This is a genomic window from Chitinophaga eiseniae (assembly GCF_012641265.1).
Taxonomy (GTDB): domain Bacteria; phylum Bacteroidota; class Bacteroidia; order Chitinophagales; family Chitinophagaceae; genus Chitinophaga; species Chitinophaga eiseniae_A.
Genome location: NZ_JABAHZ010000005.1, coordinates 343,316 through 369,550, shown reverse-complemented (window position 1 = coordinate 369,550; position 26,235 = coordinate 343,316). Strand labels below are relative to the sequence as shown.

Sequence of the window (26,235 nt, the reverse complement as noted above, 5' to 3'; positions counted from 1 at the left end):
TTCCCGGTTCTCTGTATATAATACAGTGGATCCGAACCCTTATTACCCAATGTTGATTGCATGATGTCCCTCTTAAATAATGTTATGAATCCCGATGTAAGGTTTTTCAGCAAGCATTGCAAGCGATTGTTACTGGCCCTGGTTGGCATGACGATGACTGTTGCCGCCACTGCTAACACTTTCCCGGTCACCAATACGAATGATGCGGGGCCTGGCTCATTCCGGCAGGCTATCCTCGATGCCAATGCCGCTGGCGCTGGTCCGCATGATATCGTGTTTAATGTGCACGGGCAGATCACGCTGGCTACCTCCCTGCCCACCATTACCGTCAAAAAGCTGACGATCGATGGGCAGAACAGGATCACGCTGTATTCTACCGGTGTTAATCCCATCATCAATCCTTTTGTGATTAATGCAGACAGCGTGACTATCCGGAATTTCACCGTGCAGAACAACGGGGACATTGATGTGGACATCTTTCCCAATACATCGGGGATAACGGTAGAGAATATACGTTCTTTCAGTACCGTTGGAAACAACCTGAATTCATTTATGAGGGTACAGGGAGCCTCTACAGGGTTGACGATACGAAATATCACTTCCACCGACGTAGAGCCGGCCGGTACTGCGCATATCGGGCGGGCTTTTTATTTTACCGGCGGTACGCAAACCAACCTGGCAATGGATAACATCCAGCTCCGCACTGCCAATAATACCCGAGGAGGAGAAGGTATTGTGTTCCGGGACGCGGGGGTGAACGGGTTTACGTTGACTAACAGTAATATCAGCGGGTTTCAGAACGCGGTGATGTTTGATAATACTACCGGCCCCGTGGAAACGGCTAATAATGTATTGTTCAGGAATGTGACGATAGATAGTTTGTGGAGTGGGGTATCGCTGGGGGTTTATTGTGATTATCCTGCCACTAATTTTGATATCAACAGGACCACGATCGATATGAATGCGGTAAGTGGGGATGACGACGGGGATTATGCTATTCGCTTCGACAATACTGCGGGCAATATTACGGTGGATACTGTAGATATCGATGAAAACGATATTTACGCGATCTGGTTTAATGGCGCTGCCAGCAACATTACCATCAATAAGACGACAACAGAAAATCGTATACCGGGGCTCTACGGAGGGAGTACCAGTGTTAGGTTTGAGAGCACGGTCAATGGCTTTACCTGTACCAATTCCATGTTTGACGCTGATAAGCCCGCCAATACCGATGATGCGGATGTGGGTATTGGCTTTTATGCTGCCGCTACAGGAGTAACGATTGACAATGTTTCTTTTAATGAATTTGATATAGACGGCATCTATGTGGGAGGCGCCAACACCAATTTTCAGCTGAGCAACTCTACCTTCACCAGGAACGAGGATGGTATTGAATTTTATAGTAGCCTGGCCCGGACTAATGTGGACATCATTAATTCGGCGTTTTATAACCAGACACGTTCGGGCATTGTGGTAAGCGGCGCTGCGGGGGCCACAGATGTGGACATTAAGGGCGACACACTCGTGAACAATGCCAACCACGCCGTTTGGTTTTACGGTGCCGCCAACGTTACAGACGCGGAAGTGACTGGTTGCGTGATTCATGATAATGGTGGTGCGGGCGTTGTTAACGTAGCTCCTACTAATGTACTCATCTCCAAAAACTCCATATATAATAATACTGCTGCCGGCATTTCCCTACCGGGAGGTAACTGTAGCTATACCAATGCAGCCGGCAAGACGCCGGTACTGGTATCGTCATCGGCGCTGGGCGGAGGACAGTACCAGCTGCAACTTACGATACCTGCTATAACAGCCGGTGCGCAATACACCATTGATATTTATGCCAACGATCCCGCTACGAACAAAACGAGCGGGCAATATTATGTTACTACTTTAACAGGATTATCTGCAGGAACTTCTACACAAACAATTACCTACAATGCCGGCCCCGGCGCTACCGGGCTGGGTTTCTGGACGGCCACCTTGCGCATTCCCGCCAATACCTGCGGTACATCCGAGTTTAGTAATGCCATTCCGATGGCGGCGAAAGGGCCTGCCTGCGTGAGTAACGGCGTAGTAGCCTGGTACCGGGCAGACCAGGCGGTGAATGGTGTGAATTGGGGAGATATTTCCGGTAATGCCAACCACATGACAGTGGTCGGCGATCCGGACAATACTACCGGTATGGTCAACTTCAACCCGGCTATTTATTATGATGGTAATGATGCGCACCTGGTACCCGCTTCCGCAGCCGTATCCGGTGCTTATTCGATAATGGGTATGGGCGTATTGGAAGGTAGCCAAACTGGCCGCGTGTTTACCAGCTCTAACAGTAATAAATTAATGGGATGGCATGCAGGGTTCGAAAATCGCTTATACGTAGAAGGATGGTTGAACACCGGTAACGCCATCACCGCCAAAGGCAAACTCTATTCTTTTGAAAGAGGGGCCAGCGGCGCTTATGATTTTAAAAGTAATGGTACGTTGGTGAAAAACGGTCCTACTTCCGATGGTACCGTATGGACATTAGATGTAGGGGGCGCCGCTTATTCTGAATATTCAAAAGTATTTATCCCGGAAGTATTCATCTACAACCGTGATCTTACACCTGCCGAAATACAGCGCATTGAATCTTACATGGCGCTCAAATATGGCATCACCCTCAATTCCGGCGCAACAGATTATATTAACAGCGACGGTACCGTACAGATATGGACAGCTGCTGCCAACGCAGGTTATGGCGCACGTATCACCGGTATAGGCCGTGAGGATTGCAGTATGCTGAGCCAGAAGCAATCCCTGAGCCAGGATAGCGGTATAGTGACTATCGCGTTGGGAAATGCGATCGCCGCTTCCAATGCTGCTAATAGTAATAATTTTACACAGGATAAAGGCTTTTTCACCTTTGGTGATAATGGTGGAAACACCGGTTATGCTACGGCAGTTACCAGTACCAACGCTAACCAGCGTATGGGCCGTGTGTGGCGTGTGCAGAAAACCGCTTCCTGGGATAATAGCCAGCAGATTACGCTGCAGCTCGCAGGCGGTGCGGGGAACAATTACCTGCTCATCAGTACAGACGCGGCTTTTGGTACTGTTACCAAAGAGCTGAAACTGAGCAGCACGGGAACGGTTACACTCTCCGGTGCTGACCTGGCCAACGGTGTTTACTTTACTTTCGGACAGCAGCAGCGGTATCCGGGTGGTGTAGCCAATAACTTGCAGACATGGGTAAAAGCAGATGCAGGTACATCGGTTGTTGACGGCAGCATTCTCAAGTGGCAGGATCAGGCCGTACAACGTGAATGGCCGGTTTTTGCGTCTAATCTGCCCATAGGCTGGGAAAAGAATACCATTAACTATAATCCGGCGATCAGCTTCACAGGGAATAACTACTTCACCGTGCCGAAATTCACTGAAGGTTATACCGCCGGTGAAATATTTTCTGTACAGTTATCTAACCTGCCGGGTACTTCTACGGCGGTGAGTTTCCCTTTTGAATTTGGTGGTGATCCGACGGTAGCAGGTGGCGCACCGTTTTATGTGTATAACGGAAGTCACTATACGCACTTTGGTACCACCACACGGCCTGGCTATGGGTTGCCTGGTATTAATATACAACTACCACATTTATTAAATAACTGGAGTGCCCCCGGCAGCTGGTCATTGAATTTTGATGGTAAAACAATGGGTAGCAGTGCCAGTTTTCCTGTGAATTTCACCAGAGGAGGATCGCTAAACAATGCCATCGGTGCAGGTCAGAACTCTATCTTCAACGGCCGTATTTCAGAAGTGATCTTCTACAACAGGCAGTTAAATGCCACGGAGCGTGCGCAGGTAAATAGTTACCTGGGCCTGAAATATGCGCTTACCTTGAAAACTGCCGCTGGCGCCCCTACCGATTATATCTCCAGCAATGGTACCACCCGGATGTGGTCTGTTACCAAAAACACGGGTTATGGCGAACGCATCACGGGTATCGGTAGAGATGATAATGGTACCTTGTTGCAGAAGCAAAGCCGCTCCCAACTCGATGGCGCTAATGTAACCATTGGCATAGGAAGCAGCCTCGCCGCCTCTAATGCTGAGAATGCCATTGACATCGCCAATGACCTTTCCTTCTTTACTTTCAGTGATAACGGCCAACCGGCTACCTATAGCCAGTCGGTTACCGGCCAGGGGAATCTCAACGTACGCATGTCGCGTATCTATAAAACAGACCGCACTAACTGGGTTAAAAGCCCTGTTACCTTATCACTTACCGGCGGAAACAATACCACCTACCTGTTAGTGAGCAACGACGATACCTTTGGCGCAGGCGATAAATCATATGCGCTGGATGCAAATGGTGTGATAACACTGGATAGCGACCAGTTGCCAGATGGCGCCTACTTCACTTTCGCTACTACGCAGGCCGCTCCGGCTGGTGTGGGAGCAGGGCTGGAAGTATGGACCAGGGCCGATAGCGCGGTAGTGGGTGGTAACAATGTTACCCAGTGGAAAGAGCTGAGTCCTGCCCGTCGTACATGGGGACTTGCGCTTGCGGGCACGCTCCCGTGGAAGGAAACATCTATCAACTTTAACCCGGGTATAGGCTTCGTGGGTACTAACGCTGGTGGTAATTATTTCATGCAACAACCAGAGATAGCGAATACTTTTACTGCTGGTGAAGTATTTACCGTACAAACATCTAATGTCGATAATACTTCGGCGACGACTAACTATCCGTTTGAATTTGGCGGTACTTATGTCAGCGGTCAATCTGTATATACCTGGAGTAACAACAATCAATATACGTATTTCGGTTCCAACACCGCACGCCGTAACTTTGCTTACCCGGCAAGTGTGAATGTGCGTAATGCCCATATGCTCAACAGTTGGAGTGATACCAATGACTGGGCTACAGGTATTGATGGTAAAGTATTACTGACAGCCAATGCCAATGCAGTGAGCTTCTTGTCACCTGCTGGTAATAAAGATTATATTGGCGCCGGTCATAACTCCGTATTTAATGGAGATATCCCCGAAGTTATTTTATACTCCCGCAAATTGAGCGCCCTCGAACGTCAGCAGGTACAGTCCTACATGGCGTTGCGTTATGGCCTCACATTAGGAATAGATGCCTCAATGGATTATCTCGCCAGCGATGGAACAACTACTATGTGGAAGGCGGCTACCGGTGGCGCTTATGCCAAACATATTACCGGTATTGGCCGTGACGATAAAGGCATGCTGCTGCAGAAACAATCCGTGGCTGCAGATACCGGTATTGTGACCATTGCAGCGGGTACAGCGGTGGCGGTTTCCAACAAAGCCAATTCCACCACTATTACTAACGATCTTTCCTTCTTCACGTTCGGAGATGATGCCGGCGCAACGACTTACCAGACACCGGTTACCGGTATCAGTAAGATCAACAGCCGCATGGGCCGCGTCTTCAAAGCACAGAAAAATAATTGGGTTGACCAGAATATTACCCTCCAGTTATCCGGAGGAAATGCACGTACCTACCTGTTAGTCAGCGCCAATAATACCTTTGGGGCGGGTACTACGGTGTACCCACTGAATGCTGATGGTACTGTTACGCTTAACAGCAGCCAGCTGGCCGATGGGGCTTACTTTACTTTTGCGAAAAACGTTACCGGTCCGAATGGAGTCACCAATGGCGTATCCTTCTGGTTGCGTGCAGATGATGGTATCTCGGGCGGCAGCAAATGGAGCGACTACAGTAATAAAGGTAATGACGCGGCACAAGACACAGTGGCTTACCAGGCTATCACCGATGCAAAGGCACTCAACTTCAATTATGGCCTGGTATTCGACGGCACGAACGACTATCTTGACATTACTACCACACGTATAGATCCAGCTAGCGCGACCGTTTTTGCGGTAGGTAGTAGTACCGTGTACGATTATGCGGGTGATCTTATTGGTAGTGGAACTGTAGGATCAGCTCATGGGATGGAATTCAGGATTGTCTCAGGGAAACTGCAGTACCTGGAGAATGCCGCATCGGTAGTAGCTGTAACGGGTAATAACGCCTTCCAATCTGACAAACCTTACATTTTTAGCGGTAGCCAATCGAATAATACGCCAAATGGGGTACGTGTATTTCAAAACTACAAGCTCGACAACCAGGGGACTATTAATTTAACGCCGCTCACTGCCAATTTTATTTCCATAGGCTCCCGCACCATTGCGGCCAGGGGGCTTTACTGGAATGGAAAAATGGGAGAAGTGATCGCCTATAACCGGGTGTTGTCAGATGCGGAACGTCAGTCCGTGGAATCGTATCTTGGTATTAAATATGGTATCACGCTCAACGGTGGTACTACTGATTACCTGGCTACAGATGGCTCCAAATACTGGACAGCCAACCCTATTTATAAATCCCGCATTACTGGTATTGGTAGAGATGATGCCACTGCACTGAATACAAAACAATCGCTCAGTGTAGATACCGGTTTTGTAACCCTCTCGCTGGGTACTAATATTCCGCTGACCAATGAACAGAACAGCAGTACTATTACCAACGATAAATCTTTCTTTGTATTTGGAGATAACGGCCAGTCTGCTACCTCTTACACTACAGTTGTAAGCGGCACCAACGCTACCCGCCGCCTGCCGCGCGTTTGGAAGGTGGGTAAAACCAGCTGGACCGATCAGAACATAACGCTGAAAGCCAATGCAACCGGCACGAAAGTATATATGCTGATCAGTACGGATCCTACCTTTGCAACGATCAGCCAGGAACTGCCGCTGAATGCAGACAAAACCATTACACTCAACTCCAGCCAGTTGCCTGATGGTATTTACTTCACCTTCGGCGCACCGGTGAAATATCCGGGTGGCGTAGCCAGCGGTAACCTGTTATGGTTACGCGCTGATATCGCTACTTCTGCTACTGCCGACAGTGCGCAAATTAGCAGCTGGAATGATTATAGTCCTAACGGGAATAATGTAACGCAGGCTATACCGGCTAATCAGCCTACTTATAGGGATAATGCCGCTGTAAACCTCAACTTTAACCCGGTGGTAAGGTTTAACGGTGCGCCTAATGCGATGACAGGTGGCTCTTTCCTGAAAAATGGTACCTACAATGCTGCCGCGGCATTTTATGCGGGCAGCCAGGCCACTAATCTTAACACGGTTGTATTTACCGAACCTGCCGGAACAGGTACCCAGTTTACATTACATGCTACCTGGGGAGATAATGTTGTGTACTGGGATCCTCCTTATGTCAGCAACCGTCTGACTTATAGCGCAGGCAACGTTAACGACTCCGTTGTTCTCTGGACAACAACCGACGATATTAGTCTGGGCGCTAACAAGCAATCTATTTATAAGAATGGGTTGAATGTAGCCAATGGTAATAACACCAGTAATTTCACGGGTAACAACAGCCCATTCCAGCTGGGGTGGTCGAACGCCAGCTCCTACAATGGCCGCATAGGCGACCTGATTATATATACGAATCCGCTTACGCCGGTTGAACAGCAGAAGGTGAACAGCTACATGGCCATCAAGTATGGTATTACGCTTAACAACGGCGCTACCAACTACCTGGCTACCAATGGCAACACCGTATGGGATGCTACCGCCAACAGCGGCTATAGAAACAACATCACTGGTATTGGCCGTGATGACGCAGAAGACCTGAACCAGAAACAATCCCGCAATACAACTGGCGGTATGCAGCTGGCCATTGGTCTGAATAATCTTACTGAAACAAATCTCAGCAATACTAATACATTCGCTGCCGATAAATCATACATGGTATGGGGCGATAATGGTAACAGCAGCTTGTTTAAAACGCCGCTGACCGGTCACCCGGTGGCCAACTACCGCATGGCAAGGGTATGGCGTGCGCAAAAAACCGGTACAGTAGGCGCTGTACAGGTAGCCATACCGTTCAATGTGCTGCCCAATGCCGCACAAACCTATCTTATTGTCAGCAATGACGCTACTTTCGATGGCAGCGACACGTTCATCCCGGTAACCGCCATGACGCTCAATGGCGTGAAACACTATGCTGCCAACGTTAATCTGACCAGTGGCCAATACTTTACCTATGGTGCATCTATCAAAACGCCGGGTGGAGTAGTGGGCACTTCCCTCTGGCTCCGTGCCGATGCAGGTACTTCCAGCACTACCGATAATGCAGCTATCAGCGGCTGGACTGATTACGCTTCCGACCTGAATAACGGTACGCAGGCTACAGCGGTTAATCAACCGTTGTTTATGAGCAACGCGGCCACTAACGCCAACTTTAACCCGGTGGTGAAATTTGACGGAGCAGATTTCCTGAATCTCGATATCAATAAACTGCCAGTGGGCATCAGCGCCAGAACATTCTTCGGCGCGGGTAGTTTGTCTTCCCTCACCGGTAACAGTTATGTTATCGGATATGGCGGCAATACCACCAGTCAGGGCGTAGGCCTCGCAGCCATAGGCGGTAACGGTACCGCTGATTTTGTGGGCTGGGCAAACGACGTGACCAGCGCAGCTGGCTATTGGCAACCTAATGTATTTAATGAAATGGTGGGCGTATGGACCGGGAATGGGGGTAATGCTACCCTGTATGGCAAGATGAAGACGTTAGGCGGCCCCCTGGCTAAGGCCTGGAACACCACTACCGGAGGCGCTCAAATTGGTAGCGCTCCCTGGGACATCGCACAGTCCTGGAAAGGTACCATTGGTGAAGTGATCGTATATCCGACTGCGTTAAGCACCAACGAGCTGCAACGGGTATCCACTTACCTGGCCATCAAGTATGGTTATACAATGGATCAGGCTACCCCAAGAGATTACCTGGCTACCGATGGCACTACCAAAGTATGGGATGCCACCGCCAATGCCACTTATAAAAATAATATCACCGGTATCGGTCGCGATGATGTAGAAGGCCTTACACAGAAGCAGAGCCAGAACATCAATACCGGCTTACAGCCCATAGTGGGCCTCGGCGGTATTGCGGCAGACAACTTTAGCAATACCAATACTTTCTCCGCAGATAAATCATATATGGTGTGGGGTGACGATGGTGCCAGCACCACTTTCACGACTACCATTACTGGCAACCCGGCGGTAACTACCCGCATGGCTAGAGTGTGGAAAATACAGGAATCCGGTACCGTAGGCACTGTGAATATTGCTGTCCGGAAAGACCAGTTACCGAAAATTGCTACCACGCCTTACCTGGTAGTGAGCAACGACGCTACCTTTGATGGCACGGATCAGTTTATACAACTGTCTGCCACCGATGTGAACGGCGTGGCCAGCTACACAGCGAACCTGGATCTGACCAACGGACAATACTTTACTTTCGCCAGCTACGTAACAGCGCCGGGTGGCGTTGCCAATGAAATGCTGTGGGTGAAAGCAGATGCAGACGTGCAGGTGGATGGAAGCAACCAGGTGCAGCAATGGCTGAACCAGGCAGGCTCTATGGCCACTGAACTGCGTGCAGCGCCAGTTGCCCATACAGATCCTATTGCTGCTTCCGCAGACATCGTTCAGGTACCAAATGGCATCAACTTCAACCCGGCCGTTGATTTCACTGGGGCCACAGGCAAATCTCTTAAAGGAGATGCTGGCGTTAATTGGAATACATCTACCAACTTATCTATCTTCTCTGTAACTAAACCGGAAGGCCTTCCTGCAGGTAACATAGCCGGCGTCTTCGCCTCTAACGGCAACTGGACAACAACCGGCGCCTCCGGCAGGGGATTGATTTATACAAACGGGGGTACTTTTGGCCTGGATGGCAATGGAGGTACCGCGGCTCAAATCACACCTCTCTATACCGGACCTATCATCGCCAGGGGTATTTATATCAGTGCGAACAATACGCAGGGTGGAAGCACCTGGCTGAATGGTAAGCAAGGCTCGATTGGCGGCATCCTTGGAACGCAGACGGACGGTAGTTTCTTTGAAATAGCTGGACGTACTACCGATCAAAGCACCGTTGATAACCGCATCTTCAACGGTAAAATCCCTGAAGTAATCGTATACAAATCGGCTCTTACCGCTACCGAATCACAACAGGTAGAATCGTACCTGGGTGTTAAATATGGTATCACGCTCGACCAGAGCACCGCGGCGCAGAACTACCTGGCTACAGATGGTTCCGTGATCTGGAACGCAACAACTAACAACACTTATAAAAACAACATCTTCGGTATTGGTCGCGATGACCGGGAAGCGCTGGTGCAGAAACAGTCCCGCAGCATCCATACAGGTTCCATCCTGACAATCGGTATGCGCTCCATCACCGCTACCAACGCTGATAATACCAATACTTTCGGCGCAGATAAAAGCTATCTCCTGTTGGGCAGCAATAGCAACGCCCTCACCGTAATGGGAACAGACCTGCCGGTGGGCAGCTGTATCCCTGAGCGTCTCACACAGGAATGGAAAGCACAGTTTACCAACTACGATATCAGCACACAGCCGCTCAGCATGCAGTTTGATCTGACCGGCATTACCACGACGGGCACCGCTTTGAAAGATTTCTCTATCATGGTGGATGAAGATGGCGATGGTAACTTTGCTACCGGTACCATCAGTGAAATTCCGGCTACCAACTTTGCCGGCAATATTGTGAGCTTTGAGAATGTGAGCGGACTGAAAGATGGCGTAGTGTTTACACTCGTTACCAGTCACCTGCAACGTACCGCTAACCTGGTACCGGATGCTACCGTGAGAACAGTTACTGCCACCTGTGTCAGCAACGATACCCTGTATTTCTACGATCCTACGGATGCGAAGAAATATATTGCTTCTATTGCCCTCAACGGCAATACCATGGATCTTTCCAAGCTGTCTGCCCTGGTAGATGTGAACAGGGATATGACTACCGCATTGGGCAAAAACAGCGGTACCGACTATGGTACGCAGCTGATGCGCAGACTCTTGCAAATCACCTACACTGGTGCTGCCCTGACACAGAATGGCGGCGTTACCGTTCGCCTGTTCTGGAACCCGGCAGAAAAGACCAACGCAGAAAATATGCTTTCCGGCACCCGTGGTGTAACCGGTACGCAACGCTGGACCTGGTTTAAACACAGCGGCGATATCACCGCTACCCTGGCTGATCTGGCCCCTGAAGGACTGGCTAATATCACAGAGCTCAATCCTTCAGCTACCGGTCAGCAAGATGGTGTGAACTACGTTGAATTCAGCGGTATACAGAACTTCTCCACCTTCGGTGGCCTGACCGCTGTTAACCAAACGCTGGCTATCACCAAAGTACAGGATGGTAAAGAAGGAGCGCAGAATGGTTCCTTCAAAATCAGCCTGCCGGGAGCCGTAAAATCTACTGAAGACATCACCGTAAGCTATACCGTGAGTGGTACTGCCAATAACGGCGGCGACTATACTACGCTCACAGGTACCGTTACTTTCCCATCCGGCAGCAATAGTATATCCCTGCCTGTAACGGTGACCGATGATAATATCCTGGAAATAACAGAAAATGTGAACGTTACCCTGAGCAGCGCTATCGGCGTAAGTGGTAACGCTTATAATATCAGTACTACACAATCAACCGCTTCTTTAGACATTGCGGACAACGACAGTAATGATCCTGCCAAAACTACCGTAGGGGTTACCTGGATCAAGGATGCCAAAGAACCTGTTACCAATGGCGCCTTCAATATCAGCTTGCCTGCTGGTGTTACTTCATCTGAAGACATCACCGTTAACTACGCAATTGGCGGTACCGCCACTCCAGGTGCAGATTATGTGGCGCTGAGCGGGTCGATCGTGATTCCTGCGGGCCAGCCAGGCGTAACATTGCCGGTGCTGGTATTGGACGATCAGTTGCTGGAAAAACCTGAAACAGTTATCGTAACCGTAACCAATGGCAGCTCTGCCAACTTCACGCTGACACCAGCTGCCGGCGCTGTGAGCGCTACCGTAAATGTTATTGATGATGAGAATACACCGACCAATCTTGTGCTGAGCATAACCAAGAAAACCGATGCCGCCGAACCATCCACCAATGGTGAGTTTACGATCCATTTACCGGCAGGTGTAATACCTACCGAAGACATCACTGTCAACTATACTGTAGCTGGTACAGCCCAAAGTGGGTCTGATTATACCGCTCTTGCAGGTACTGTAACTATACCGGCTGGTAAAGACAGTGTAGTACTGCCTGTTAATGTAATCGACGACCAGGTGATTGAAAATACTGAAACGGTAATAGTAAAACTCACCAGTGGCAGCAGCACTAACTTCAACTATACTGCCAGCCCTACCAACGGTAGCGCCACTGTTAACATTGCAGATGATGACAATACAGGGACTAACCGCGTGATCAGTATCAAGAAGAAAACGGATGCTGCAGAGCCATCCACCAACGGGGAATTCACGATCGGGCTCCCTGCCAATATCACTTCTTCCGAAGATATAACCATAGCCTATACATCCTCCGGTACCGCTACCAGTGGCGCAGACTATACCGCCCTGGGAACTTCTATCGTGCTGCCTGCTGGACAGAACAGCATTCCTTTACCCATCACCGTTGTCGATGACAAGATCATCGAAAATACAGAAACTGTCATTGCAACGGTGACTGGCGGTACCAGCACCAGCTTTGCTTTCACCATCAGCGGCACGGATGGCAGCGCTACTGCCAATATCACTGATGATGATAACACCGCTGGCAACCGTATCCTCAGTGTGACCAACGACGGAGGAGACGCATCTGAGCCAAGTACCAACAGCCGGTTCAAAATCAGTTTGCCTAAAGGTGCTACCGCAGCCGACGACATTGTGGCTGCCGAGCCTATTACCGTAACCTACACCATTAGCGGTACGGCGATTAATGGCACCGACTATACCACCATCACCAATACAGCCATCATACCTGCAGGTCAGAATAGTGTAACCGTACCGGTGACCGTGATCAACGACCAGCTGATGGAAAATACTGAAACGGTAGTCATGACGCTCTCCAGCGGCACGAGCACCAGCTTTGCCTTTACGGCCAGTGGTACCAACGGTAATGCCACCGTGAATATCCTGGATGATGATAACACGTCTGTCAACCGGGTGCTGAGTATCACCAAAACTGCCGACGGCGCAGAACCGGCTACCAACGCTACCTTCAAGATCAGTCTGCCTGGAACCGTTGCACCTTCTGAGGACATTACGGTGAATTATACCATTGGCGGAACGGCTACTAACGGTACAGATTATACGACCTTAAGTGGTACTGCTACCATTCCGGCAGGACAGAACTTCATTACGCTGCCTGTTGCCGTTATCAACGACCAGGTGATAGAAAGCACAGAAACAGTAACGTTGACACTTACGGCCGGCAGCTCTACGAACTTCACTTATACCGTGAGCGGCACTAATGGTGCGGCCACCGCGAATATTGCTGATGACGACAATACTGCGGGCAACCGTGTGCTGAGCGTTGTTAATAATGGCAATGGTGCAGAACCAGGTACGCCGGGTGAATTTAAAATCAGCTTGCCTACAGGCGTCACTTCTTCCGCTCCTATTACTGTGAATTACACAATAGGAGGAACGGCTACCAGCACGGCCGATTACGTTGCATTAAGCGGCACTGCTACCATACCGGCAGGCCAACCTTTTGTAACCGTACCAGTGACTGTGAACGATGATAAAATCATTGAAGTAACAGAAACGGTGGTGATGACCCTCACCGGCGGCACTGACGGTACGTCTGCCTATACTGCGTCTGGAGCAGCCCAAACTGCTACGGTTAACATTGCAGATGATGATGATACGCCAGCCAACCGTGTGGTAAGGGTACAGTTGGCCCGCGATGGAGCAGAAGGCGGCGCCTCACTGAGATTCAATTTCCTCCCGGCTCCGGGTATTACCTATTCAGAACCGGTAACCATACATTATACCATAGGTGGTACAGCTACTTTAGGTGTTGATTATAATGGTATCAACCCGGCGCATTTCAGCGGAACAGCTGTCATTCCAGCTGGTGGCACCTCAACAGCAATAGTGGCCAACGTGGTAGATGATCAGATTATAGAAGGTACAGAAACCGTAATAATCACGATCACAGATGCAGCGTCTGCTAATTTCACTTTCTCACCAGATCCGGTGGAAGGCAGCGCAACAGGCAACATTATCGATAACGATGATAACGCTGCTAACCGCGTGCTGAGCATCACCAAAACAGGCGATGCTGCTGAACCGGGAACAAACAATACTTTCAAAATTAACCTGCCGGCAGGTATAACAGTACCTGAACCGATCACCGTAAATTATACTGTGAGCGGTACTGCTACCGGAGGCTCCGATTATGCCGCCCTGAGTGGTACCGTTATCATCCCTGGCGGTTCAAACGGCACCACATTGCCGGTGAATGTGATCAATGATGACTTCATCGAGAATACAGAAACAGTGATCGTAACGCTTACCAGTGGTAGCACCAGCACGCTCACTTTCACGCCTAGTCTTACCAATGGCCAGGAAACGATGAACATTGCCGATGATGACAATACTGCCGCCAACCGCATGCTCAGCATCGTGAAACAGTCAGACCTTGCAGAACCTGCCGGTAACGGCAGCTTCAAGGTAAGTCTGCCTGGAACCGTGTCTTCATCAGAACCAGTAACGGTTAATTATACCATTAGTGGTACCGCTACTAACGGTAACGACTATACAACGCTGACAGGCAGTATCGTACTACCTGCCAAACAAAACAGTGTAGTTATACCGGTAAATGTAATAGATGATAAGATCATAGAAGGTACAGAAACCGTGATACTCACGCTTACAGGCGGCACCAGCACCAGCTTTACCTTCACACCCGACGCTACCAACGGCAGCGCCACCGCTAATATCACCGACAATGATAACACTGCCGCCAACCAGGTATTAAGTGTGATCAATGGCGGCGATGCCGCAGAACCGGCTACCAATGGCGCCTTTACCATTGGCCTGCCTGCTGGTTATACCGCAGCAGCGCCTATCACCGTCAACTATACCATAGCTGGTACAGCCACCAGTGGGTCTGATTATACCGCGCTTACCGGTACGGTGATCCTGCCGGCCAACCAGCCTAATGTATCGGTGCCGGTATTAGTGAAAGACGACCAGTTAATAGAGAATACCGAAACCGTAATCATGACGATTACCGGTGGTAGCGGCGGAGGCCTGACTTATACGGCCAGCCCGACCAATGCTGCGGCTACCGTTAATATTGCCGATGACGAAAACTCCGCCGCCAGCCGTGTACTGAGCGTTACCAATAATGGCAACGCCGCAGAACCAGGTACCAACGGCAAGTTTAAAATCAGCCTGCCAGCCAACGTCTTCCCATCAGAAGATATTACCGTTACTTATACCATCGCCGGCACTGCCACCGGTGGTAAAGACTACACGGCGCTGACAGGTACGGCTACCATCCTGGCCGGTCAGAATAGTGTAGACGTTCCTGTTACCGTAATTGATGATCAAATCATCGAAGGTCAGGAAACAGTGGACCTTACGCTTAGCGGTGGTACCAGCGGCAGCTTTACTTATACCGTGAGCAGCACCAATGGCAACGCCCAGGTGACCCTGGATGATGACGACAACACTGCCGCCAACCAGGTACTGACAGTGACCAAAAACGCCGATGGTGCAGAACCATCTACTCCTGGCAGCTTCAAAGTGAGCCTGCCTGCCAATATTACTTCTGCGAGGGATATTACCGTAACTTATAGCACCAGCGGTACAGCTACCGTTGGCGCAGACTACCAGGCGCTTGGTACCATTACCATCCCTGCTGGCCAAAACAGTGTAATCGTTCCTGTGAATGTGATCAACGACAAGATCATAGAGCCAACTGAAACCGTGGACATGACGATTACCGGTGGCAGCGATACGCAATTTACTTATACCGTGGCTGCCGGAGGTGGCGCTGCGACTGTGAATATTGCGGATGACGACTACACTGCCAACAGTAACGTAGTGCTGCTTACTAAAGTGTCTGACGCGATAGAAGGCAGTACCAATGGCCGCTACAGGGTTTCCCTGCCACCAGGCATTACTGCCCAATATGACGTGGTAGTGACCTTTAACCTGGGGGGAACCGCTAATAGTCCGGCCACCACTCCGATTGACTACACTTTACCAACCGTACCTTCCAATACTTTCACCATACCGGCGGGCTCTAATGACGTGTTCATTGATGTAGCCGCTATTGACGACGGTATCGTTGAAGGACCGGAAACCGTAGTAATGAATCTTTTGACTGCTAATTCTGCCGGTTTACCATTCACAATAGATCCATCCGGCAACGGTGCTGTGGTGAACATCATAGATGTGAACGCTGCTGCCAGCACGCCTATACAGGTAGTTGCGCCTGTTAACGCTTCTGAACCGTCCAATAACGGAAGCTTCAAGGTGAAGCTGGCGGGTGCGGCTACTTCGGCATGGCCTGTTACCATTGGCTATAGCATATCCGGCACCGCTACTTCCGGTGAGGACTATGAAGCGATTGGTACGATCACGATTCCAGCTTTCCAAAACGATGTAGATGTACCGCTCAAAGTACTGGATGACAAGATCATTGAGCCTACTGAAACCATGATCATTACGCTACTGTCGGGTAGTGCAAGCGACGGAAATACTCCGCCCAACTCCTTTATCTTCCCGCCAGATCCGGCTAACAAAAGTGTTACCATTAATATCGCAGACGACGATGCTACTGTGGTGAACCAGGTGCTGAAAGTGGTGAAAAAAGACGATGCGGCTGAACCAGGTACCAATGGCGCTTATACTATCAGTCTGCCTGCCGGTTATACTTCTGCAGCCGATATCACGTTCAGTTACAACATGAGTGGTACCGCAGCCCGTAACACCGACTATACCATCAGCGCCGTTACGCTGCCGGCTAATACCAACAGCTTTACCATACCGCTGATCGTTAGCGATGACAAGATTATAGAACCTACGGAAACGGCTATACTGACCCTGACTGGTGGTACAGACGCAAATGCGTTCACTTATACCGCAGATCCGGCAGGTAACAATGCCACCCTGAATATCATCGACAATGACAGTACCGCTGCTAACCGCGTATTGATTGTGACGAAAACAGCCGATGGTGCAGAGCCAGGCACTCCTGGTGAGTTTACCATCAGTCTGCCTGCCGGTTACACCGCGTCTGAAGACATCGATGTAACTTATACCATTGGTGGTACCGCCACCCCAGGTGCAGGATTTGACTATACTACGCTCACCGGTACCGCGAAGATCATTGCCGGTCAACCGAATGTTAAAGTGGCCGTTCCTGTAACCAACGACGACATCATAGAAGGTACAGAAACAGTGGTGATGACACTGACTGGTGGCACCAGCACCAGCTTTAACTTCACGCCAGCTACTGGTAACAGTACTGCGACCGTTAACATCGCCGATGATGACAATACACCGGCTAACCAGGTGATCAGCATCACAAAGAAAGCAGATGCAGCAGAACCCGGTACGAATGGTGCGTTTACCATCAGCCTGCCTGCTAATATAACATCGGCTAAACCGGTAACTGTGAATTACACCATTGCCGGTACCGCGATCAACGGAACAGATTACGGCACCCTTTCCGGTACGGTGGTAATACCTGCCGACCAGAACAGTGTAGACGTGCCCGTTACCGTGAAAGACGACAAGATCATAGAAGGTACAGAAACTGTAGTCCTCACCGTTATAGGTGGCGCTTCTCCGGACTATACCTTCACCGCCGGCATTGCCACCGCTACGGTGAACATCGCCGATGATGATGACAATCCAACCAACCGGATGCTGAGCGTTATCAATAATGGCGACGCCGCAGAACCAGGTACCAACGGTCAGTTCCTCATAAGCCTGCCTGCCGGTTATACCGCAGCTGTGCCGATCACTGTGACTTATACCGTAGGAGGTACCGCCACTGCCGGCGCAGACTACACCGCGTTGACCAATACCGTGGTGATACCAGCCGGAGATCCGAATGCGCCGGTAGCCGTTAATGTGATAGATGATAAAATCATTGAGCCTACAGAAGACGTGACCCTGACCATCACTAGTGGCACCGGCGGTGCAGCATACACCCCCGACCCTGCTAAAGGTAACGCTACCGTGAACATTACGGATGATGATAATACACTTGCCAACACGGCGCTGACGGTAACCAGGACCGCCGATGCTGCAGAACCGGGTACCAACGGAAGCTTCAGCATTAATCTGCCTAACGGCGTAACCGTAGCAGAAGACGTTACCGTTCATTACACCATTACCGGTACGGCGGTTAACGGCACCGACTATACGACCCTCAGCGGTACTGCGGTGATCCCGGCTAACAGCGACAAGGTAATAGTGCCGGTGACAGTGATCGATGATAAGATCATAGAAACTACTGAAACTGTGATCATGCAGCTGAACAACGGCGCCAGCACTCACTTTAACTTTACCGCCAGCGGCACTCATGGCATTGATACGGTGAACATCGTGGACAACGACAATACCGCCACGGCGCTTGTGCTGAGCATCAAGAAGAAGAACGACGGTGCAGAACCATCTACCAATGGCGCCTTTACCATCAAGTTGCCTGCCGGCTACACAGCTTCCCAGGATATTACCGTGAATTATACCGTAACAGGTACAGCCACCAGCGGCGATGACTACAATACCCTCAGCGGCAGCATCGTGCTGCCTGCTGGTAAGGATAGCGTTGACCTGCCGGTAATTGTGAAAGATGATAAGATCATAGAGCCTACAGAAACTGTGGTGGTAGCCCTCACCGGCGGCAGCAGCACCGACTTCACGTTGGTTCCGAGCGCCACAGCAGGTACCGCTACCGTTAATATCACTGATGACGAATCGCTTACACCGGCTAACCTTGCATTGAGTATTGTGCGGAAGAGCGATGCAGCGGAACCATCTACCAATGGGGCATTTACGATCAGTTTGCCTGCCGGTATCACCACGGCTGAAGCCATCACCGTGAACTATACCGTGGCGGGTACTGCCACCCCAGGTGCTGACTACACCGCCTTAACCGGCACCGTAGTTATCCCGGCAGGAGCAGGTACCGTAGATATTCCGGTTACAGTGGCAGATGATAAGATCATAGAGCCTACAGAAACCGTAATCGCCACCCTGGCAGGAGGAACTTCCAGCAGCTTTACCTTCACCGGTAACGGCAATGCCACTGTAAACATCACCGACAACGACAACGTGGCAGCCAACCTTGTGCTGAGCGTTGCCAACGCGGGAGATGCGGCAGAACCGTCTGTTCCTGGTTCCTTCCATATTACATTGCCTGCAGGATATACTGCATCAGAAGACATCACGGTGAACTATAACATTACGGGTACCGCTACCAGCGGCACAGACTATACCGCACTCGCTGGTACAGCTGTGATCCTGGCTGGTAAAGACGGGGTAGTAGTATCAGTACCTGTAATAGATGATAAGGTGATAGAGAATACAGAAACCGTGATCATGACCCTCAACGGGGGTAGCTCCACTACCTTCACGTTAACAGGTAATGGCAGCGCGACCGTGAATATTGCAGATGATGATAACAACAACGCGGCTAACCGCGTACTGTCTGTCACCAAAATAACCGATGCCGCAGAACCGGGTACTGATGGCAAGTTTGCCATCACGCTGCCTGCTGGCATCACTGCTTCCGAAAACATCACCGTAAACTATACCATTGGCGGCAGCGCTACCAGTGGAAAAGATTACACCGCATTGAGCGGTACAGTGGTCATCCCGGCTGGTAAGGACACCGTATTTGTACCCGTGCCGGTGATCGACGATAAGGTGATCGAAACTACAGAAACCGTGGTGATGACCCTCACCAGCGGCACAAGTACCAGCTTCAACTTCGTTACCAGCATTACCAGCGGTAACGCCACCGTGAATATTGCGGATGATGACAACATGGCTGCCAACCTGGTGATCAACGTGACCAATCCTGTAGACGGTGCAGAACCAGCTACCAACGGAACGTTTACGGTTGGATTACCGGCAGGTTATACTGCATCGGAAGACATCACTGTTAGCTACACCGTAGGTGGCACTGCTACCGGTGGTACAGATTACGCTGCGCTTAGCGGCACGGTGGTGATCCCGGCGGGTCAGACAAATGTGCCTGTAACCGTTAGCGTGATCGACGATAAGATTATAGAAAATACAGAAACCGTTGTATTGACGGCCACAGGAGGTACATCCACCAGCTTTACGCTCGTGGCAAGCGGTACAACCGGCAATGCTACCGTGCATATCGCAGATGACGATAACACTATAGCTAACCGGGTACTGAGTGTAAAAAATGCAGGCGACGCAGCGGAACCGGCTACAAACGGTAAGTTTACGATCAGTTTGCCTGGTGGAGTAACTTCGTCAGAAGATATTACGGTGAATTACACCATTGCAGGTACGGCCACCAGCGGCGCCGACTATAATACCCTCAGCGGTACCGTGGTGATCCCTGCAGGAAAAGATAGCGTGGACGTTCCGGTGAGTGTGATCAATGACCAGATCATTGAAAGCACAGAAACCGTGATCCTCACGTTGAACGGCGGAACCTCTGCCAGCTTCATCTTCAGCGGTACTGGTAATGCCACTGTGAACATCACCGACGATGACGGCGGAAACAGAACGCTGACAGTAGTTAAAACCACAGATGCTGCAGAACCAGGCACCAATGGCAACTTCAATATCAGTTTACCTGCTGGTATCACCGCTGCCGAAGATATCACCGTTAATTACACGATCGCAGGAACTGCCGTGAATGGCACCGATTACGCCAGTCTCACCGGTTCAGCAGTTATCCTGGCTGGTAAGAACGGCGTTAGCGTACCAGTAACGGTAACAGATGACAAGATCATTGAAAACACCGAAACGGTGATCATGACGCTGACCAATGGTACCTCTGCCAGCTTTACCTTTGCGCCCAGCGCAACCAGCGGTACTGCTACCGTAAATATTGCAGACGATGACAATACCACGGCCAACCGCGTACTGTCTGTCACCAAAAAGGCCGACGCCGCAGAACCAGCCACTAACGGCCAGTTTGCGATCAGCTTACCGGCAGGCATCACCGCCTCCGAAGACATTACCGTGAATTACGCTATCGGTGGTACCGCTACCAGCGGACTGGATTACACCGCCCTGAGTGGCACCGTAACCTTCCCGGCCGGTAAAGACACGGTATTTGTAACCGTGCCGGTGATCGACGACAAGGTGATTGAAACGACAGAAACAGTGGTGATGACGCTGAATGGCGGTACTTCTACCAGCTTTACTTTCACCGGTACTGGTAATGCTACCGTGAATATTACAGATGATGATAACACTGCGGCTAACCGTGTACTCACCGTGGTAAAAGGCGCCGATGCAGCTGAACCATCTACCAACGGTACATTTATTATTAGTCTGCCTGCAGGTATTACCGCTGCTGAGAACGTGACCGTAAACTATACTATCAGTGGCACGGCCACCGCAGGTACTGACTACACCACGCTCAGCGCTTCCGCCCTGATCACGGCAGGTCAGAACAGTGTTACCGTTCAGGTACCGGTAATCGACGATCAATTGATTGAAAATACAGAAACCGTTGTGATGACGCTGAACGGTGGTTCTTCTACGAACTTTACCTTCACGGGTAACAACAACGCTACCGTAAACATACTGGACAACGATGATGTTGCGGCCAACCGTATACTCAACGTAACGGCTACCAAGCAGGCTGCAGAACCAGGTACCAATGGTGAGTTCACCATTAGTCTGCCAGGCACGATAGCTTCATCAGAGCCTATCACAGTAACCTACACCATTAATGGTACCGCTACCAGCGGCGTAGATTATACTGCGCTCACAGGCACCGTGGTGATCCCTGCTGGCCAGCACAGTGTAACGGTTCCTGTACAGGTAATCAATGACCAGATCCTGGAAAATACAGAAACGGTGGGCATGACCATTACAACCGGTACCTCCGCCAGCTTCACTTTCACTGCTGGCAGTGCAGCTACGGTGAACATCACGGATGATGAGAATACAGCGGCTAACCGCACGCTCAGCATCGTGAAAACAGCCGATGCCGCAGAACCTGGTACTAACGGCGCGTTTAAAATCAGCCTGCCATCAGGCATCACTTCTTCCGAAGCTATTACCGTAAACTATACAGTTGCCGGTACAGCTACCAGCGGTACAGATTATACCGCCATCACAGGGGCCATCACCATCCCGGCAGGTCAGAACAGCGTAAGCGTTCCGGTAGCTGTAATAGACGATCAGCTGATCGAGAACACAGAAACGGTGATTATGACCCTGAGCGGTGGTACTTCTACCAGCTTTACGTTCGCCGGTGCAGGTAATGCTACCGTGAATATTACAGATAATGAGAACACAGCGGCTAACCGCGTACTGACCGTAAGTAAGGTAACCGATGCTGCTGAACCGGCTACCAATGGCGGATTTAAAATTAGTCTGCCAGCAGGTATCGCTTCATCCGAAGCCATCACGGTTAACTATACCATCGGCGGTACGGCCACCAGCGGCACCGATTATGCGGCCATCAACGGAACTATCACTATTCCTGCCGGCCAGAACAGCGTAAACGTACCGGTAACTGTAATAGACGATCAAGTGATCGAGAATACAGAAACCGTAGTGATGACGCTGAACGGCGGTACTTCTACCAGCTTTACTTTCACCGGTACTGGTAATGCTACCGTGAATATTACAGATGATGAGAATACAGCGGCTAACCGTGTACTGACCGTAAGTAAGGTAACCGATGCTGCTGAACCGTCTACCAATGGCGGATTTAAAGTAAGCCTGCCTGCCGGTATTGCTTCTTCTGAAGATGTAACCGTAAACTATACAATTACAGGCACAGCTACCGCCGGTACAGACTATACTGCTATCACCGGCGCCATCACGATCCCTGCAGGTCAGAATAGCGTGAACATACCGGTAACAGTAATAGATGATAAGCTCATCGAACCTACTGAAACCGTGTTGATGACGCTGAACGGCGGAACCTCTACCAGCTTTACTTTCACCGGTACTGGTAATGCCACCGTAAATATCACTGACGATGACGGCGGAAACAGAACGCTGACCATAGTTAAAACCACAGATGCCGCAGAACCGGGTACCAACGGCGCGTTTACCATCAGCCTGCCTGCAGGTGTTGCATCCTCCGAAGATGTAACGGTGAACTATACCATTGCAGGTACCGCCACTGCCGGCACAGACTATACCGCTATTACCGGAGCCATTATCATCCCTGCAGGTCAGAATAGCGTGAACATACCGGTAACGGTAATAGATGATAAGCTCATCGAGAATACCGAAACCGTGATCATGACCTTAAATGGCGGTACATCCACCAGCTTCACCTTTACCGGTACTGGTAATGCTACCGTGAATATTACCGATGATGAAGACACGCCGGCTAATCGCGTATTGAGCGTAGTGAAAACAGCCGATGCCGCAGAACCGGGAACAAACGGTGCATTCAGCATCAGCCTCCCAGCCGGCATTGCTTCTTCCGAAGACATTACTGTTAACTACAGTATTGGCGGCACCGCTACCAGCGGAACAGACTACACCGCCATCACAGGAACGATCACCCTGCCTGCAGGCCAGAACAGTGTAGCGATACCAGTGGTGGTGAAAGACGACCAGGTAATTGAGGTGACCGAAACGGTGATCATGACCTTAAACGGAGGAACTTCCAATAGCTTCACGTTTACCGGTAATGGTAATGCCACTGTTAACATCGCCGATGATGAAAGCATTACACCGGCCAGCCTGGCACTGACGATCGCCAAAGACACCGATGGTGCAGAACCATCTACCAATGGCGGGTTTAAAGTGAGTCTCCCTGCAGGTATCACTTCATCAGAAGATGTTACGGTAAATTATACGGTAACAGGTACCGCTACTGCCGGTGCAGATTATACTGCCCTTACAGGATCCGTAGTGATCCCGGCTGGTCAGAATAGCGTGTCGCTCCCGGTAGTAGTGATGGATGACCAGATCATAGAAGTTACAGAAACAGTTGTAGCCACCCTGGGCGGCGGAACTTCCGCTCACTTTACCTTCACTGGTAATGGTAATGCTACGGTGAATATTGCCGACGATGAAAGTATCACTCCGGCTAAGCTGGTATTGACCGCCAAAGGAACAGACGGTGCAGAGCCGTCCACCAACGGTAGCTTTGTTATCGGATTACCGGCAGGTGTTACTTCATCAGAAGACATCACCATAAATTACAGCGTAGCAGGTACGGCTACCGCCAACGCAGATTACACCGCGCTGACAGGTACTGTGACTATTCCTGCAGGTCAGAACAGTATCACCATACCAGTAGTAGTAAAAGATGACAAGGTGATAGAAGGTACTGAAACAGTTATCCTGACACCAACCAGCGCCAGCTCCGGTCACTTTACTTTCACCAACGCTGGTAGCGCCACCGCTAACATCCTCGATGATGAAGTAGTGGATGCGAACCTGGTACTGAATGTAACCAAGGGTACCGATGGCGCAGAGCCATCTACCAACGGCAGCTTCATCATCAGCTTACCAACTGGCGTTAGTGCAGCGATGGATATCACCGCCACCTATACGGTAGCAGGTACCGCGGCGAGCGGAACTGATTACACGGCCTTAACCGGCACGGTGGTAATTCCTGCAGGTCAGAACAGTGTTACCATACCGGTAACCGTGATAGACGACCAGTTGATAGAAGGAAACGAAACCGTGATCATTACCGGAACAGGTGGTAAAGCCGGCAGCCTGGTATTCACACCAGGTAGCAGCAACACCGCTACCGTGAATATCGCTGATGACGACAATATCAACCTGGACCTGGAAGCCAGCGCTACTAAGGCCAATGCCGCAGAACCGTCTACAGCAGGTGAATTCACGATCAAGCTTGCCAGTGGTAAAATACCGGCAGAAGACATCACCGTTACCTATAGCATTGCAGGCAGTGCAACGGCTGGCGCCGACTACCAGGCACTTACAGGTACGGTAGTGATTCCGGCAGGTCAAAACAGCGTAACAGTGCCGGTAAATGTAACAGACGATGACCTGATAGAACCACTTGAAACCGTAGTACTCACTGTTACCGGCGGCAAATCAAGCTCCATTAACTATACAGTAGGCGCTAATAAAACAGCTACCGTAAACATAGCAGATGACGACAACACTAACCTGGGTCTGTTGATCACTGCAAGTAAGCCAAACGCTGCAGAACCTAACGTTGACGGTGCATTTACCATTAGCCTGGCAAGCGGCAAGCGTACGGCAGCACCTATCACCATACAGTATATGATGAGCGGTAGCGCTACACCGGATGCAGATTACACGGCCATCAGCGGTACGATCACCATTCCGGCCGGCGCCAGCAGTGTAGTTGTTCCTGTAATAGTGCAGGACGATCGCGAAGTGGAAGGACCTGAAACAGTGGTGTTCAAACTCACCGGCGGTCAGTCAGCCGACTACGCCTTCACAACGGGTGCAGTCACCGACGCCACTGTAACGATTGCTGACGATGATAAACTGGCGGGCGATCTGATCGTTACCAAAGAAATCGTTTCACCGGTAGCAGGACCTTACCGTATGGGACAAAACCTCACTTACCGCATTACGGTGAAGAACGTGGGTAATATCGCTGTCACCAGCGTGAAGGCAGAAGACCACTTACCGGTACAATTGGATATACCAACTCATACTTCAGCAGACCGGGGAGATGTGGTAGTAACACAAGCTTCTAAACTGGTAGAATGGAATATCGGTGACCTGCCAGTAGGAGCCAGTGTGCAGATGACGCTGACATCCCGCGTAATTGAAGGCGGTAAGCTGATCAACGAAGCAACCGCTTACAGTACCAATATGCCGGATGCCGATAGTACCAATAACATAGGCGTATCAACGATAGCGGTAGAAGGGTCAGACCTGTCATTCCCGAATGTGATCACACCGAACGGCGATGGTAAGAACGAAAGGTTCATCATTGGCGGGTTGGAAAAATATCCGGGTGCGGCCATCTTTATCTTCAACCGTTGGGGTGGACAGGTGTACCAGTCGAAGGATTACCATAACGATTGGGATGGTTCTAACCTGAATGAAGGTACCTACTACTATATACTGGAAGTAAGGAAAGAAAGCGGTATCAAGAAGTACAAAGGATGGGTAACCATATTACGGTAAGAGATAACAATATTATCTGCTACAAAA

General features: G+C 50.3%; 1 protein-coding gene. It reads left to right on the top strand.

Translation table 11 applies throughout. The annotated features are described in order from the left end of the window. Window positions 1-84 precede the first annotated feature (84 nt). Window positions 85-26,208 carry a Calx-beta domain-containing protein gene (locus HGH91_RS21480; protein ID WP_168740858.1) on the top strand — a complete coding sequence of 8,708 codons (26,124 nt, stop codon included), beginning with the start codon at window positions 85-87 and terminating at the stop codon, window positions 26,206-26,208. Window positions 26,209-26,235: the final 27 nt, after the last annotated feature.